The sequence below is a fragment of the Enterobacter sp. A103 genome, from assembly GCF_034427535.1.
Lineage (GTDB): Bacteria > Pseudomonadota > Gammaproteobacteria > Enterobacterales > Enterobacteriaceae > Enterobacter > Enterobacter asburiae_B.
In genome coordinates this window covers 17049-33518 of sequence record NZ_JAXQPQ010000002.1, presented here as the reverse complement: position 1 = coordinate 33518, position 16470 = coordinate 17049, and the positions used below count along the sequence as shown (strand labels likewise).

The window sequence follows — 16470 nt, the reverse complement described above, 5'->3', positions numbered from 1 at the left end:
GAGTGGATATGGAAAATTTACTGGCGCTGACCCTGGCCGACGAGACGCCGGAACTGAAAGAGGGGGACGGCCCCTCATTTCGCTGGCGGTGGCTGGGGCGCGGGGTGCTTGAACTGACGCCGACCGTAAAAAGCGATCTCTCGCTGCTGCTTTCAACGGGTATCCACGGGAATGAAACCGCGCCCGTCGAGATTGTTGATCTGCTGCTGCGTGCGCTGTATCGCAATGAGATCGAACTAAAGTGCCGCGTGCTGGTGGTGCTCGGCAATCCTCCTGCGCTGGCGCAAAACAAACGGTATCTGGTGAGCGACATTAACCGCATGTTTGGCGGCCGCTGGTCGCAGTTTCCGCAGAGCGATGAAACGGCGCGGGCTGAGTGGCTGGAGAACGTCGTGACCGCGTTTTTTGCCGTCGCGGGGCCGGGGCGCTGGCATCTGGATCTGCATACGGCAATCCGCGCGTCTTACCACGTTCGCTTCGGCGTTCTGCCGCAGCGCAGTCAGCCGTGGGATGAAGCGTTCCTGAGCTGGCTGGGTGACGCCGGGCTGGAGGCGCTGGTATTTCATCAGTCGCCGGGCGGAACGTTTACCCATTTCACCTGTGAACGTTTCGCTGCGCTGTCCTGCACGCTGGAACTGGGAAAAGCGCTGCCGTTCGGCCAGAACGATCTGACCCGCTTTGCGCCTACGCATCTCGCCCTTCGGGCGCTGCTGGGAGGAACGGCTCCCGAGCACGCGCATCAGCCCGTTGAGCGGTATCGGGTCGTACAGCAGATCACGCGCCGCAGCGATGCCTTCCAGCTCCATATGGCCGCACACACCCTAAACTTCACCCCGTTCCGCAAAGGGGCGCTGCTGGCTGAGGATGGCGAGGAACGTTACGAGGTGCAGAACACCACCGAGTATGTCTTATTCCCTAACCCCACCGTCGCGTTTGGCCTGCGGGCCGGGCTGATGCTGGAAAAAATATCCTGAACCTTTCCCCTCCCATCATCCGGGTGGGGGAAGTAAAAAACTTTTCTTAACGATTAAAGCGCTTGCGCTTGTTTTGCAGAATATTCCTGGTGAATTGCTTTATTATTGATCTTCACTTCGCTATACTTCTTCTTAATCTCTTTAAAATCATCCTGTTAAATATTTTTTGTTGCAACTCTCCACGCTTTATCCTTATTTCCTCCACATTTGGCGAAAATTTGTTTTTTACACTTTCATTGTTTTACCGTTGCTCTGACTAATTGACGATAAACCCCGTAAAGTTAATCTCGTCAACACGGCATAGCGCCGAAGAATAACTGAAAGAAAGGAAATAAATTATGCGTAAATTTACTGCACTGTTTGTTGCTTCTACCCTGGCTCTGGGCGCTACCAGCATGGCGTTCGCCGCAGATACTGCGACCACTACAACTGCCGCGCCTGCTGAAGGCAAAATGATGATGCATCATAAAGGTCCGGGTATGCACAACGAGATGATGATGTTTAAGGATCTCAACCTGACGGATGCCCAGAAGCAGCAGATCCGCGACATCAGAAAAGGCGAACGCGACCAGATGAAACGTCCTCCGCTTGAAGAGCGCCGTGCGATGCATGACATCATCGCCAGCGATAGCTTCGATAAGGCGAAAGCCGAAGCGCAGATCGACAAAATGGCCGAGCAGCACAAAGCCCGCATGCTGGCTCACATGGAAACCCAGAACAAGATCTACAACATTCTGACCCCGGAACAGAAAAAACAATTTAATGCGAATTTTGAGAAGCGTCTGACAGAACGTCCGGCGATGGAAGGTAAAATGCCAGCACCAACCGAATAATCGGTTCACACTCTTAAGACCGCCGGGATCCTGTCCACAAAAGCGCAACCGCTGTGGACAGGACCGGCGGTTTTTCTTTCCTGCCCTCTTGCCTGCCGCCGCCAGCGCGGTATCCTCCTGTAGTCGCTTCAGAGAATGTTTGCAGAGTCATGGCGTTAGAATTTTTATTAACGTTCCGCTAAGGCCTGCCCGCTCTGCTGCCGATACTGTTTCTGTGAATACCCAACGATAACAAACAAGACAGCAACGATAGCGATATCCTTGCCCTGGCACGGGTTGTGCCATTCAGGAGTGGTGATGGAGTTCTTTGATATCCGTAAGATGCCGGTCAGCCTCTGGCGCAATGGTGCTGGCGAAACGCGTGAGATTTGCTGCTTCCCTCCCGCGACGCGCGATTTTCACTGGCGTGCCAGTATCGCGACGATTGCCAGCAACGGCGAATTCTCCTCGTTTCCCGGTGTTGACCGGGTGATTACCTTGCTGGAAGGGGGAGAGGTGACGCTGGACGCGGGTCAGGCGTTCTCCCATACCCTCAAGCATCATCAGCCCTACAGTTTTGCCGGCGATCTGCCGGTGAAAGCGCTGCTTTCAGATGGTCGGATGGCGATGGACTTTAACATCATGACCCGGCGCGACTGCTGCCGGGCGAAGGTGCGCGTTGCTGACCGAACCTTCACCACCTTTGGCTCACGCGGGGGCGTGGTGTTCGTGCTAAGCGGGGCGTGGCAGCTGGGCGATAAATTGCTGACGGCCGATCAGGGTGCTAGCTGGGAGGAGGGTTCCCATACGCTGCGTCTGCTGGAGGCTCAGGGCACCTTATTGTTCAGCGAAATCACGTGGCTGCCGGGTCATTGAGCACAATGATCTCAAACTTTCCTGCCAGGACCGGTTTGCAGAGAATTTTGTAGCCATCGTGGTCAAATCCGGCGGGCGTGCGCAGCAGGGTTGCCGCGTCGTTGATGTCGTCGACGGCGCCCAGCCAGAGCCAGTTGTTGACGATGTGATACTGGGTCATGGCCTCGCCCACTTCTTTTAGCGCAACGGCGCTTTCCCAGGGCCAGCAGTTCACGCTGATGGCCGCCAGACCGGTGAGAAGCCGGGCGTGATGCGCCTCAACGCTCTCTTTCCCGCAGCACGCACCGGCGCAGCGCTTCAGCGCGGATCGAAAACAGGCGCGTCCGCGGGTGATTGCCTCCAGACCTAAAAGGCTGTAGCAAAGCTGTAAATCGTCCGCCAGCGTCTGCAGCGCCTGGAGCGCGGCGCGTTTATTGGCGAATAGCCCATAGAGATTCGGGGCATGAGAAAAATCGACGTCGCGCGCGTAGACGACCTGCGGCATGCCATCGTTTATCTGCAGCGAGCAGAGCTGACGGTTGCGGCGCAGGCGCTTATTGAACAACGGCTGTTGTTCTTTTATCAACCGCGCCTCCAGCAACAGCGCGCCCATTTCTCCCGCCGTCTGGAACCAGGAAATGCGTCGCGACTGGCGCAGCATGGCGGCCTCGTCCGGCGTACGGAGATGGGATAACACCCGACTGCGAATGTTAACGCTCTTGCCGATATAGAGCGGCAGGGTATCGCTTTCACCGTGAAAGATGTACACGCCCGGCTGTTTAGGCAGCGCCTCAAGCCAGGGGCGAAGGTGCTCGGGATATTCGTAGATAGCCGCCGCTTCAAATTCAAGACGCGGGGCGGATTGACGCCTGCTCACATACTGCTCCATATACTGTTCAGACATACAGTGTAGCAGGAGTGTGATGGTTAAAAAAGAGCCGGGTGACAGCTAAGCCTTACCCGGCCAGGACGTGCGGCTTGATGCCCTCACCTCAACCCTCTCCCATGGGAGAGGGCGCAAACATTAAAAGCGGTAACCTGGTTACCGCTTTGCTTTATTTTTTCCAGAAGTCGTCAAACACCGTAATTGGCGTGTGGCGCTTGTGCTCGGTTTTCAGATACCAGCCTTCGATGATTTTCGCGGTCCGTTCATCCAGCTTTTTGCCTTCCAGATAATCATCGATGTTGTCATAGGTGACGCCAAGGGCCGCTTCATCCGGCAGGGAAGGGCGATCGTCTTCAAGGTCCGCTGTCGGCGCTTTCTGATACAGATGCTCAGGACAGCCCAGCGCGGCCAGCAGCTGCTTACCCTGACGCTTGTTGAGACGGAAGATCGGGTTAATGTCGGTGCCGCCGTCGCCGTATTTGGTGAAGAAACCGGTGATCGCTTCTGCTGCATGGTCGGTGCCGACCACAACGCCTTTGGTCATCCCGGCGATGCTGTACTGCGCTTTCATGCGCTCGCGGGCCTTCTCGTTGCCGCGAACAAAATCGCTCAGCTCAATGCCCGCTTCGCGAAGCGCCTGCTCGCTTGCCAGCACCGAGCCCTTAATATTCACGGTGAGCACGCGGTCAGGCTGAATGAAGGCAATGGCATCCTGGCAATCCTGCTCGTCCGCCTGTACGCCATAAGGAAGACGCACCGCGATAAACTGCAGTTTCTCATCACCCGTCTCTTCGCGAAGCTCTGAAATCGCCATCTGGCAGAGTTTACCGGTCAGGGTAGAGTCCTGGCCGCCGCTAATGCCCAGCACCAGGGATTTCAGGAAAGCGTTCTTTTTTAAGTACGATTTTAAAAAATCCACGCTGCGGCGGATCTCTTCATGTGCATCTACCGTAGGCTTCGCGCCCAGTGCCTGAATAATCTCTTGTTGCAGAGCCATCACGCCCTCCATATGCAGTACATAAACAGAATGTGTTAGCTGTTAAAACTAACCCTTTGGGCGAGAAACGACAAGGATCACAGTTTCGAGTGCGCTAATTTGCGCCGATTTAGCAGGTTATCGTTGTTTTATTAGAATTTTCCGAAATTCGTCTGGCGTAACTCACAAAGTTGAACAATAGTACTTTTTATCCCATGCTTAGATAACACGCTGATAAACAAGAGGACGGAATATGAACAAGAACGTAGCAGGAATTCTTAGCGCAGCGGCGGTACTGACTATGCTGGCAGGGTGTACGGCTTACGATCGCACTAAGGATCAGTTTACGCAGCCCGTAGTAAAAGACGTTAAAAAAGGGATGACCCGTTCGCAGGTGGCTGCGATTGCCGGTAAACCTTCTTCTGAAGTGACCATGATTCATGCGAAGGGTACCTGTCAGACCTATATCCTGGGTCAACGTGATGGTAAGGCAGAAACCTACTTCGTCGCCCTGGATGATACCGGTCATGTGATCAACTCCGGCTATCAGACCTGTGCTGAATACGACACCGATCCGCAGGCACCTAAGGCGCAGTAACCCTGCTTGCCTGAGGATGTTAACAAACCGGCCCATGGGCCGGTTTTTTTATGCATCAGAAAATCTTATTTCTTTGCGCGAATTATTTGCCCGAAATGTGAAGGGAGTCAACAAGCCAGGTCAATGAGAGACAATTTGAGCCTATCCAGAATTATCCCCTGTCTGTACCATTGCGTATACTCACTCCAACGATAAACAACAGTACGCAAGCTACCTGTCTGCCGGGACAGCGAGTCGAGTGATAGCGCGATGGCAGGTAGTCATACAAGAGGGAAATCACGATGGAAAAGAAACATATCTACCTGTTCTGCTCAGCGGGCATGTCAACGTCGCTTCTGGTGTCAAAGATGCGTGCGCAGGCTGAAAAGTATGAAGTCCCTGTGGTGATTGAAGCGTTTCCAGAGACGCTGGCGGGCGAAAAAGGCCAGACAGCCGATGTTGTTTTACTGGGGCCACAAATTGCCTATATGTTGCCCGAAATTCAACGACTGTTACCCAATAAACCGGTCGAAGTGATCGACTCGGGGCTGTACGGCAAAATTGATGGTTTAGGTGTTCTTAAAGCTGCTGTGGCAGCCATTAAAAAAGCTGCTAATTAATTTTTATTTTTCCCGTCAAAGAGTTATTTCACACACAATACGCCGTAACATGCGTTACGGCATTTAAGGGTATTTTCCTATGAGTAAAGTCATCGCTTCACTTGAAAAGGTACTCCTTCCTTTTGCTGTTAAAATAGGAAAGCAGCCTCACGTTAATGCCATCAAAAACGGCTTTATTAAATTAATGCCGTTGACGCTGGCCGGGGCCATGTTCGTTTTAATTAACAACGTTTTTCTGAGCTTTGGTGAAGGTTCCTTCTTTTATTCATTAGGAATTCGGTTAGACGCTTCCACTATTGAAACCCTTAATGGTTTTAAAGCCATTGGCGGCAACGTCTATAACGGTACGTTAGGGATTATGTCGCTGATGGCGCCTTTCTTTATTGGGATGGCACTGGCAGAAGAGCGTAAAGTGGATCCGCTGGCTGCCGGATTATTATCCGTTGCCGCCTTTATGACCGTAACGCCTTACAGCGTGGGTGAAGCCTACGCCGTTGGCGCCAACTGGCTGGGCGGGGCCAACATCATCTCCGGTATTGTTATCGGCCTGGTGGTGGCAGAAATGTTCACCTTTATTATCCGCCGCAACTGGGTTATCCGCCTGCCGGATAGCGTACCGGCTTCCGTTTCTCGTTCATTTTCCGCGTTGATTCCAGGCTTCATTATTCTCTCCATCATGGGGATTATCGCCTGGGCGCTCTCCCACTGGGGCACAAACTTCCACCAGATCATCATGGACTCTATCTCTACGCCGCTGGCGTCGATGGGTGGCGTGGTCGGTTGGGCGTATGTGATTTTCACCTCTCTGCTGTGGTTCTTTGGCGTGCATGGTTCACTGGCACTGGCCGCGCTGGACAGCGGGATTATGACCCCCTGGGCACTGGAAAACGTTGCGCTTTACCAGCAGTACGGCTCCGTTGACGCGGCGCTGGCAGCGGGTAAAACCTTCCATGTGTGGGCGAAGCCGATGCTTGACTCCTATATCTTCCTGGGCGGTACCGGAGCGACCTTGGGTCTGATCATCGCGGTCTTTATTGTCTCTCGTCGTGCTGACTACCGTCAGGTCGCGAAGCTGGCGCTGCCATCAGGCATCTTCCAGATTAACGAACCGATTCTGTTCGGTCTGCCAATCATCATGAACCCGGTAATGTTCATTCCGTTCATCCTGATTCAGCCGCTGCTGGCCGCGATCACTCTGACGGCGTATTACATGGGCATCATTCCACCGGTCACCAACATTGCACCGTGGACCATGCCGGCGGGCCTGGGCGCCTTCTTCAACACCAACGGTAGCGTCGCGGCCTTCCTGCTGGCGATATTCAACCTCGGGATTGCCACCTTGCTGTATATGCCGTTCGTGGCGATTGCCAACAAAGCCGCCACCATTATTGATGAAGAAGAGAGCGAAGAGGATATTGCCCTCTCACTGAAATTCTAAGATTGACCGGCGCGGGGAAGCCCGCGCCAGCCACAAGGAGCTTAAAAATGTTAGATTTGGATAGTATTGTCGCAGACGAAGCCGTCGAGAACGATCTTGAAGAAGTGGTGATGGGGCTTATCATCAACTCCGGACAGGCTCGCAGCCTGGCTTATGCCGCACTGAAGCAGGCTAAGCAGGGGGATTTCGCCGCGGCGAAAACCATGATGGACCAGTCCCGCACGGCGCTCAACGAAGCGCACCTGGTGCAGACAAAGCTGATTGAAGGCGATCAGGGCGAAGGGAAGATGAAGGTCAGCCTGGTGCTGGTCCACGCGCAGGATCACCTGATGACCTCGATGCTGGCGCGTGAGCTGGTGGCGGAGCTCATTGAGCTTCACGAGAAAATGCACTGAGTCGGATTTCGCAGCAGGAGGTCAGCACGATGGAAATTAAAACCGCACTTGAACAGCAGCTGTTTAACGGCAAAAATTTTCACGTGGTTATCTACAACAAGACGGAGAGCGCCAGCGGTCTGCACCAGCATGACTACTACGAGTTCACGATTGTTCTGACCGGCCGCTATTACCAGGAGATCAACGGTAAGCGCGTTCTGCTTGAGCGAGGGGATTTTGTCTTCCTGCCGATGGGGTCTTATCACCAGAGCTTTTACGAATTTGGTGCCACCCGTATTCTGAATGTGGGCGTCAGCAGACGCTTCTTTGAGAAGCACTATCTGCCGCTGGTGCCGTTCTGCTTTGTGGCCTCCCAGGTCTATCGGGTCAAAAACGAGTTCATGACCTGGATTGAAACGGTTATCGCCTCGCTTAACTTCCGCGACAATGAATTTGATGAGTTTATTGAGACGGTGACCTTCTACGTGATGAACCGGCTGCGCCATCATCGCGAAGAACAGCAGGTGACGGATGATATTCCACAGTGGCTGCGCAGCACCGTTGAGCTGATGCACGATAAAGGCCAGTTCAGCGAAAATGCGCTGGAAAATATGGTGTCACTGTCGGGAAAATCCCAGGAATATCTGACCCGCGCGACGCAGCGCTATTATCGTAAAACACCCGTGCAAATTATTAATGAAATCCGCATTAATTTTGCCAGGAAACAGCTGGAAATTACCAACTACTCTGTCACCGATATTGCGTACGAGTCAGGATACAGCAGTCCCAGCCTGTTTATTAAGACCTTTAAGAAATTGACTTCATTCACACCGAACAGTTACCGGAAGAATTTAACGGTAATTAATTAACTTTCGGCGGATTACCCGCCACAAATATTGCTTTAATGGCTTGCCCAAATAGCGGGAAGAGTACGCTATACCTTGCAGGCGATTAACCTGATACGCTAAGGGAGATATTATGCAGAAGAAATTAAAAGTCGTAACCATTGGTGGCGGCAGCAGCTATACCCCGGAATTACTTGAAGGTTTCCTGAAACGTTATCATGAATTACCGGTCAGCGAATTATGGCTGGTAGACGTTGAGGAAGGTCAGGAAAAGCTGAATATTATTTTCGACCTGTGCAAGCGCATGGTGGAGAAAGCGGGCGTGCCTCTGACCGTGCATAAAACCCTGGACCGTCGTCTGGCGCTGAAAGATGCGGATTTCGTCACCACCCAGCTGCGCGTGGGCCAGCTGAAGGCGCGCGAGCTGGACGAGCGTATTCCGCTGAGCCACGGCTATCTCGGGCAGGAGACCAACGGCGCGGGCGGTCTGTTCAAAGGCCTGCGTACCATCCCGGTGATTTTCGACATCGTCAAAGACGTACAGGAGATCTGCCCGAACGCGTGGGTGATTAACTTCACCAACCCGGCCGGGATGGTGACCGAGGCGGTCTATCGTCATACCGATTTCAAACGCTTTATCGGCGTCTGTAATATTCCGATCGGCATGAAGATGTTTATCCGCGACGTGCTGGCGCTGACCGACAGTGACGATCTCTCCATCGACCTGTTCGGCCTGAACCACATGGTATTCATTAAAGACGTGATCGTGAACGGAAAATCGCGCTTTGCCGAACTGCTGGACGGCGTGGCTTCCGGTCGCCTGACGGCGGCATCGGTGAAAAACATCTTTGACCTGCCGTTCAGCGAAGGGCTGATCCGCTCGCTGAACCTGCTGCCGTGCTCGTACCTGCTTTACTACTTTAAGCAGAAAGAGATGCTGGCTATCGAAATGGGCGAGTACTATAAGGGCGGCGCGCGCGCGCAGATCGTTCAGAAAGTCGAGAAGCAGCTGTTCGATTTGTATAAAGATCCGAACCTGAACGTTAAACCGAAAGAGCTGGAGCAGCGCGGCGGGGCCTACTACTCCGATGCGGCGTGCGAGGTGATTAATGCCATCTACAACGACAAGCAGGCGGAACACTACGTTAACGTGCCGCACCACGGCCATATCGACAATATCCCGGCGGACTGGGCGGTCGAGATGACCTGCATCCTGGGACGCGAAGGCGCTAAACCGCATCCACGCATCACCCACTTCGATGATAAGGTCATGGGCCTGATCCACACCATCAAAGGCTTTGAAGTGGCGGCAAGCAACGCGGCGCTGAGCGGCGAGCTCAATGACGTGCTGCTGGCGCTGAACCTCAGCCCGCTGGTGCATTCCGACCGCGATGCGGAGCAGCTGGCCGGCGAGATGATCCTGGCGCATGAAAAATGGTTGCCGAACTTTGCCGCCACGATCGAGAAGCTCAAGTTCAAACACCACTGAGAGGACGCACAATGGAAAACCTGCTGATCGTTAATGCTGATGATTTTGGCCTCTCGAAAGGCCAGAACTACGGCATTATTGAAGCCTGTCGCCGGGGTGTTGTGACCTCGACCACGGCACTGGTGAATGGTGAGGCGGTTGAACACGCGGCGCAGCTGAGCCGCGAGGTGCCGGAGCTGGGCGTTGGCATGCATTTTGTGCTGACGCTCGGGATGCCGCTTTCGCCCATGCCCGGCCTGACGCGCGATGGCCAGCTGGGCAAATGGATTTGGGAACTGGCGGAACAGGGCGTTCTGCCTCTCGAAGAGATTGCCCGCGAGCTGGAGTGTCAGTTCAACCGCTTTGTTGACGCCTTTGGTAAGGCACCGACGCACATCGACAGCCATCACCACGTGCATATGATCTCGGCGATTTTCCCCATTGTCGCGGAGTTTGCGCAGCGTAAAGGCGTGGCGATGCGCGTGGATCGGGAGGCGCGCGGCGTGCCCGACTGCGCCGTGACCACCACTGAGGGATTCAGCAGCGCATTTTACGGCGATGAGATCGACGAAGCGCTGTTCCTTAAGGTGCTGGATGATTCCAGCGCGCGGGGGGAACGGTCGCTGGAGGTCATGGCGCATCCTGCTTTTGTCGATAACACCGTGCGGAAAAGCGCCTACTGCTGGCCGCGCCTGGCGGAGCTGGACGTGTTGACGTCGCCTTCGCTGAAATACGCGATTGCCGAGCGTGGGTATCGGTTGGGGTCGTTCGGGGATCTTTGAGATAAAGCCCGGTGGCGAGGTAAAAGCAAAACGGTAACCTGGGTTACCGTTTTTATTGTTTTCTCCCTCTCCCGTGGGAGAGGGGCGGGGTGAGGGCATCAGGCAGCACAACCGGGAATGGTTTTTACGCCGGGATCTGGTCAATCTTACTGCTGCGCGACCAGACGCGGTGCGCGGCGAGCAAATCAAACAGCTTCGTCATAAAGGCATCGTCAACGTTGTCTCCCTCGACAATGCCGTCCTCACCCTGATCGGCCACCTTCAGGTGCGCCTTAAACCGTCGCGCGTCGCCGGACAGCGCGATCGGTTTCAGGTGCTTATAGGCTTCCAGCAGATAATACACCGCGTCACCGTTGTTCAGCAGGCTGTCAATGTCTCCGCACGGCACAATCACCGCATCGACGGTCAGCGATGGCGCCCCGGCAAAGGTCGCCGCCACCGGCAGCACGGAGCCGTCATCGGCGGTCACTTTCCCCATGCGGGAATAAAGCAGTTTCGCATGCACGCCCTGGGTCTTCAGCGCCTGCATGATCCCCAGCACGTCGCTGGCGCGGGTTTTGTCGTTCAGCAGGATGGCGACCACGCGGCCTTTAATCGTGCCACCCGGCACGGCATACAGGCTCAGCGACGGATCTTTCTTCACGCCGTTAACCTCTTTCGGCGGGGCAAGGTTGCGCTGCTCGTCGGTCAGCGTAATACCCAGGTTATCCGCAACGCTCTGGGCGAGCTGAATATCAATGCGCGCCAGCTGATCGACCACCCGCTCGCGGATGTAGGTACGCACCACTTTGCTCAGCTCAAAGCTGAAGCCGCCGATAATATGCTGCTGCTCAATCGGCGTCTGGCTGTTCCAGAACAGGCGAGGGTGTGCGTAATACTCGCCGAACGACGGGCTGCGCTCGCGAATTTTATTGCCGTCGACACGCTCCTGGTACGATTCGAATCCACCGCGTTTCGGCGCCGGGGGCGTTTCGCGCGGCCAGTTATCGTTAATCGAGTTCGGCTCATAGTTCGCCGGATTGGTATCAATATCCTGACGGTGCATCCCGTCGCGCTGGAAATTGTGGTACGGGCAGGTTGGGCGGTTAATCGGAATTTCGTGGAAGTTCGGCCCGCCAAGACGGCTGATCTGCGTATCGGTGTACGAGAACAAACGACCCTGCAGGAGCGGATCGTTGGTGAAGTCCAGCCCCGGCACGATATGCCCCGGGTGGAACGCGGCCTGTTCGTTTTCGGCAAAGAAGTTATCCGGGTTGCGGTTGAGCACCATTTTACCCACCAGCTGAACCGGCACCAGCTCTTCCGGGATCAGCTTCGTCGGGTCAAGAAGGTCGAAATCGAACTTAAATTCGTCCTCTTCCGGAATGAGCTGCAGGCCCAGCTCGTACTCCGGGAAGTCGCCCGCTTCGATGGACTCCCACAGCTCGCGGCGATGGAAGTCCGGATCGCGCCCGGTGAGCTTCTGCGCCTCGTCCCACACCAGCGAGGCTTTACCCGCCACCGGCTTCCAGTGGAAACGGACGAACGTGGCTTTACCCTCGGCGTTGATCAGACGGAAGGTGTGGATGCCAAAGCCTTCCATGGTGCGATAGCTGCGCGGAATGCCGCGGTCTGACATCGCCCACATCACGTTGTGCAAGGTTTCAGGCTGCAGGGAGACATAGTCCCAGAAGGTGTCGTGCGCGCTTTGTCCCTGCGGTATGGCCCAGTGGGGCTCCGGTTTTACCGCATGGACAAAGTCAGGAAATTTATGCGCGTCCTGAATGAAGAACACCGGGGTGTTATTGCCCACCAGATCGAAAATACCCTCTTCGGTATAAAACTTGGTGGCAAAGCCGCGGATATCGCGGACGGTATCTGCCGAACCCGCGCCGCCCTGTACGGTGGAGAAGCGCACAAATACCGGAGTGATTTTGTCCGGGTCAGAAAGGAAGTCCGCTTTGGTGATCGCTTTCAGGCTCTTGTATGGCTGGAAGTAGCCGTGCGCAGCGGAACCGCGCGCGTGGACGATGCGTTCCGGTATCCGCTCGTGGTCGAAATGGGTGATTTTTTCCCGCAGGATAAAATCTTCCAGCAGGGTTGGCCCGCGCGCGCCTGCGCGAAGGGAGTTCTGATCGTCAGCAATGCGCACGCCCTGATTGGTGGTGAGCGCAAAACCTTCGCCGCCTTTGCGGTGCGGCTCAAGCGATTTCAGCTTCTCGTTTTCCGCGTCCGGTGATTTCATGCTTCCCGGTGCGGTAGGTTGTTCGCCCGGTGCGGAAGGGCCAGGGGAGGGGCGGTGAGAGCCGTCAGCAGGGGCGAGAGAGTCCATGCCCGGTTGAGATTCCTCAGTGCCATGAATCGGTGATTGATGAGTTTTATCTTTGTTCGACATTGCACGCTTCTCCTTTATCCATTGCTAAAAACCCTATTAAGGATAGAACAATGTCGCGAGATGGCTCGCGAACTAAGAGTTTTCACATGCCGTCATTGACGAAAGGAGCCATCCCGCCCACTCGGAGCGCGACGGAAGGCAGCAGGATCGGCTATCATAGAATTTTCCTGCTTCAAGAATTTGCTTTAGTGAACCAGTCGCTTATGAAACCTCTTCGTCAACAAAACCGCCAGGTTATTAGCTATGTGCCCCGTGTTGAGCCCGCGCCGCCTGACCATGCCCTGAAAGTGGAGGGTTTTCGCGATGTCTGGCAGCTGCGGGGGAAATACGTGGCCTTCGTGCTGATCGGCGAACATTTCCGCCGCTCGCCCACGTTTACCGTGCCGGAATCGGCGCAGCGGTGGGCGATGCAGATCCGCCAGGATGAAGAGGTTGAGGAATAACAGCCATAAAAAAACCGCCATCAGGCGGTTTTTTTATTTCTACCGTGATTAACGGTGCGCCAGCTCGGCGTCGTCTTCACTTTCCAGAATCGCTTTGTCGGTCTGCTTCAGCCACTGGCTGGTCAGCGTACCGGCAGTCATGGAGCCGCTCACGTTCAGCGCGGTACGGCCCATGTCGATCAGCGGCTCAACGGAGATCAGCAGCGCGACCAGCGTCACGGGCAGGCCCAGCGCGGGCAGCACAATCAGCGCGGCGAAGGTTGCGCCACCGCCAACGCCCGCAACGCCTGCGGAGCTTACGGTAACAATCCCGACCAGCGTGGCGATCCAGACCGGATCAAGCGGGTTAATCCCAACGGTAGGGGCGACCATCACCGCCAGCATCGCCGGGTACAGACCCGCACAGCCGTTCTGACCAATGGTGGCACCAAAGGAGGCAGAGAAGCTGGCGATGGATTCAGGCACGCCCAGACGACGGGTTTGCGCTTCAACGTTCAGCGGAATAGACGCGGCGCTGGAACGGCTGGTGAAGGCAAAGGTCAGTACCGGCCAGACTTTACGGAAGTATTTCAGCGGGCTGACGCCGTTCACGCCCAGCAGGATGCCGTGCACCACAAACATAATGCCCAGGCCCAGATAGGAGGCGACAACGAAGCTGCCCAGCTTGATGATGTCCTGCAGGTTAGAGCCGGCAACCACTTTGGTCATCAGCGCCAGCACGCCGTAAGGCGTCAGCTGCATCACCAGACGCACCAGCTTCATCACCCAGCTTTGCAGGGTATCAATCGCCGTCAGCACGCGTTCGCCTTTAGGCGCGTCGTCTTTCAGCAGCTTCAGCGCCGCTACGCCCAGGAACGCGGCGAAAATAACCACGCTGATGATCGAGGTTGGGCTCGCACCGGTCAGGTCAGCAAACGGGTTCTTCGGAATGAAGGAGAGCACCATCTGCGGCACGGTCAGGTCAGCCACTTTACCAACGTAGTTGGTTTGAATCGCGGTAAGACGCGCCGTTTCAGCGGTACCCTGAACCAGACCTTCTGCGGTCAGGCCAAACAGGTTGGTGACCAGCACACCCACCAGCGCGGCAATCAGCGTGGTGAACAGCAGCGTACCAATGGTCAGGAAGCTGATTTTTCCCAGCTGAGTCGCGTTATGCAGGCGGGCCACGGCGCTCAGAATAGAGGCGAACACCAGCGGCATAACGATCATCTGCAGCAGCTGAACATAGCCGTTACCGACGATGTTGAACCACTGAATGGAATCTTTCAGAACTGGATTATCGGAGCCATAAATTGCCTGTAATGCCAGACCAAATACGACACCCATGGCCAGACCAACCAGCACTTTTTTCGCCAGGCTCCACTTTTTGTGGCGCGCCTGCGCGAGAAGCAATAGCAATACAACGAACACAACGACGTTCGCGATGAGTGGAAAATTCATCCCCGTTCTCCTGATTTATTATTGGGTCGGTTTTTACCGATCCTGTTGGCGGAAGGTTAGCAGAAGTGTGATGTAGCGCTTATATCCAAATGGAATGGATTATGACAAATGGGATGATTTTGTCGGTTTACTGTTCAATCTGGTGATGAATAAAGCGATTAAACTGAAATTGCAGCGAATTAATCATCTGGGATGACCAGCGAACTGCACTGTTTTCGGGCAAGGTTTGCGGCATCCAGACGGCGTACGCAAACAATGCCATGCACAATACGCGCTCAAGCTGGTTGCCTTTCTGCGGTGCGAGGATCGGAAAACGGAAACGCCAGCGGCAGGGCCAAAGCAGCGGCACGCCCGCAGGCGTCAGCATATCGGCGAGAATATGGCTTAAATAGCCCAGCACCATCCCCTGGATGGCATCGGCGGGGACTATCCAGCTTTCGGGCACCTTCAAATAGAAAAGCGTTAACAGGCCAAAGACGGCCAGCAGGCTATGCGTGAAACCCCGGTGGCCGAACGCACGGGCGATGGGTTTCGACACCCACTTAAGGCGTTGTCCGAGGAAAGATTTGGGGTGGTCAATGTCGGGCAGCAGACAGGTCAATACGGCGGAAGGGACAATATGCCACCAGTCCCCCTGTGCCAGCACGGGGGTGAGTTCAGCGTTTTTGGCAAATACCGCGCACGCAATAGAAAAAAGCAGGTGGCCTTCCGCCGTCATGATAAAACCCACAAAACTGTCAATTCATACAGTATAGGGTTTTTATACAGTAGGCGGAAGAGGTGACGGTGTAACTGTTTGTCACAAACCGGAGAAGGGCGTTAACCGCCCTGCAGGTGATGTGCCGTGAGTTCTGCCAGCGAGTTAAGCTTCACGTCGGCAAGGGCAAACCGGGGGGCGTGACGGCCTTCTTCTGCGGGCACCACAATGGAGCGCATCCGTGCAGCCTTCGACGCCACCATACCGTTAACGGAATCTTCCAGCGCAACGCAGTTGAGGGGATCCAGGCCCAGCTTTGCGGCGCAGTCCAGATAGACCTGCGGGTGCGGCTTGCTGTAAGGCAATTTTTCAGCGGACGCCAGCGCGTCAAAACTGTCGCGCAGTTCAAACATCGTGAGCACTTTTTCCAGCATATGCAGCGGCGAAGCCGAGGCCAGTCCGACCTTCAGCCCCTGGGCTTTACACAGCGCGACGGCCTCACGTACGCCGGGCAGCAGCGGCCGGTTCTCTTCCACCAGAGAAATGGCGCGGCTGATAATGCGTGCGGTCACCTCATCGCGATTGGGACCTACCCAAGGCTGTTGGGCAAACCACAGGTCAACCACCATATCGATGCGCAGGCCCAGCGTATCGGGAAGTTCATTACGGCGGCTGATATCCACGCCCAGGCTGGCCATAACGTCCAGCTCGGCGCGATCCCACAGCGGTTCGGAATCGATCAGTAATCCATCCATGTCAAAAATTGCGGCAAGAATTTGGCGCGGTGTCGACATCACAACGTCTCCTTATCCAGGGTGTTCGACAGACGATACGTGCTAAGCACAATCTGCAATTTAGCATATTGCTTTTAAAGAGCGGGCGAAATTGATGACCAGCAGGTAGACTTAG

General features: G+C 55.2%; 17 protein-coding genes. 11 read left to right on the top strand and 6 right to left on the bottom strand.

Annotated features, from left to right (window positions below):
• Positions 1-8 precede the first annotated feature (8 nt).
• From astE to ves, 3 genes are all read left to right on the top strand, one after another.
• Positions 9-974: a succinylglutamate desuccinylase gene (gene astE, locus SPH27_RS05545; protein WP_094935580.1), complete on the top strand. Its 966-nt coding sequence runs from the start codon at positions 9-11 to the stop codon at positions 972-974.
• A gap of 338 nt (positions 975-1312) precedes the next feature.
• Positions 1313-1807: an ATP-independent periplasmic protein-refolding chaperone Spy gene (gene spy / locus SPH27_RS05540; RefSeq protein ID WP_023311279.1), complete on the top strand. Its 495-nt coding sequence runs from the start codon at positions 1313-1315 to the stop codon at positions 1805-1807.
• 297 nt (positions 1808-2104) lie between these two features.
• Entirely contained in the window at positions 2105-2662 is a 558-nt protein-coding gene (gene ves, locus SPH27_RS05535; protein ID WP_182071156.1) for an environmental stress-induced protein Ves, read from the top strand.
• Here ves and cho read toward each other — a convergent pair.
• Both cho and nadE read right to left on the bottom strand, forming a co-directional pair.
• On the bottom strand, positions 2640-3530 hold the full coding sequence (cho, locus tag SPH27_RS05530; RefSeq protein ID WP_404851815.1) for an excinuclease Cho: 891 nt from the start codon (positions 3528-3530) through the stop codon (positions 2640-2642). The genes ves and cho overlap by 23 nt on opposite strands.
• A gap of 166 nt (positions 3531-3696) precedes the next feature.
• Positions 3697-4524: an ammonia-dependent NAD(+) synthetase gene (gene nadE / locus SPH27_RS05525; RefSeq protein WP_094935583.1), complete on the bottom strand. Its 828-nt coding sequence runs from the start codon at positions 4522-4524 to the stop codon at positions 3697-3699.
• Positions 4525-4756: 232 nt separating this feature from the next.
• On the opposite strand from nadE, the gene osmE reads away from it, so the two are divergent.
• The 7 genes from osmE (at position 4757) to chbG (ending at position 10607) form a co-directional block, all read left to right on the top strand.
• Positions 4757-5101, top strand: a complete 345-nt coding sequence (gene osmE, locus SPH27_RS05520; RefSeq protein WP_010430142.1) for an osmotically-inducible lipoprotein OsmE — start codon at positions 4757-4759, stop codon at positions 5099-5101.
• Positions 5102-5382: 281 nt separating this feature from the next.
• Positions 5383-5700: a PTS N,N'-diacetylchitobiose transporter subunit IIB gene (gene chbB / locus SPH27_RS05515; protein WP_008500676.1), complete on the top strand. Its 318-nt coding sequence runs from the start codon at positions 5383-5385 to the stop codon at positions 5698-5700.
• Positions 5701-5779: 79 nt separating this feature from the next.
• Positions 5780-7138, top strand: coding sequence for a PTS N,N'-diacetylchitobiose transporter subunit IIC (gene chbC, locus SPH27_RS05510; RefSeq protein WP_023311283.1), 1359 nt, complete (start codon positions 5780-5782; stop codon positions 7136-7138).
• A 47-nt stretch (positions 7139-7185) separates the two neighbouring features.
• Positions 7186-7533, top strand: coding sequence for a PTS N,N'-diacetylchitobiose transporter subunit IIA (gene chbA / locus SPH27_RS05505; RefSeq protein WP_023311284.1), 348 nt, complete (start codon positions 7186-7188; stop codon positions 7531-7533).
• 5 nt (positions 7534-7538) lie between these two features.
• A complete protein-coding gene (gene chbR / locus SPH27_RS05500) occupies positions 7539-8381 on the top strand; it encodes a transcriptional regulator ChbR (protein ID WP_071884835.1) in 843 nt (280 codons plus the stop codon).
• 109 nt (positions 8382-8490) lie between these two features.
• Complete coding sequence (locus tag SPH27_RS05495; RefSeq protein ID WP_182071158.1) at positions 8491-9846, top strand: 6-phospho-beta-glucosidase; 1356 nt, start codon at positions 8491-8493, stop codon at positions 9844-9846.
• 11 nt (positions 9847-9857) lie between these two features.
• Positions 9858-10607 (top strand): chitin disaccharide deacetylase, encoded by a 750-nt coding sequence (gene chbG / locus SPH27_RS05490; protein WP_182071159.1) that lies wholly within the window; start codon positions 9858-9860, stop codon positions 10605-10607.
• Between the two features lie 124 nt (positions 10608-10731).
• Here chbG and katE read toward each other — a convergent pair whose 3' ends face one another.
• Positions 10732-12981 (bottom strand): catalase HPII, encoded by a 2250-nt coding sequence (gene katE, locus SPH27_RS05485; protein ID WP_182071160.1) that lies wholly within the window; start codon positions 12979-12981, stop codon positions 10732-10734.
• Between the two features lie 50 nt (positions 12982-13031).
• On the opposite strand from katE, the gene cedA reads away from it, so the two are divergent.
• Complete coding sequence (cedA, locus tag SPH27_RS23100; protein ID WP_309136789.1) at positions 13032-13424, top strand: cell division activator CedA; 393 nt, start codon at positions 13032-13034, stop codon at positions 13422-13424.
• Between the two features lie 48 nt (positions 13425-13472).
• Here the strand turns inward: cedA and SPH27_RS05475 are convergent, their stop codons facing one another.
• From SPH27_RS05475 to hxpB, 3 genes are all read right to left on the bottom strand, one after another.
• A complete protein-coding gene (locus tag SPH27_RS05475) occupies positions 13473-14864 on the bottom strand; it encodes an L-cystine transporter (protein ID WP_058840789.1) in 1392 nt (463 codons plus the stop codon).
• 127 nt (positions 14865-14991) lie between these two features.
• Entirely contained in the window at positions 14992-15582 is a 591-nt protein-coding gene (locus SPH27_RS05470) for a metal-dependent hydrolase (RefSeq protein WP_014883483.1), read from the bottom strand.
• A 101-nt stretch (positions 15583-15683) separates the two neighbouring features.
• Positions 15684-16355 carry a hexitol phosphatase HxpB gene (hxpB, locus tag SPH27_RS05465; protein WP_073001153.1) on the bottom strand — a complete coding sequence of 224 codons (672 nt, stop codon included), beginning with the start codon at positions 16353-16355 and terminating at the stop codon, positions 15684-15686.
• Positions 16356-16470 lie beyond the last annotated feature (115 nt).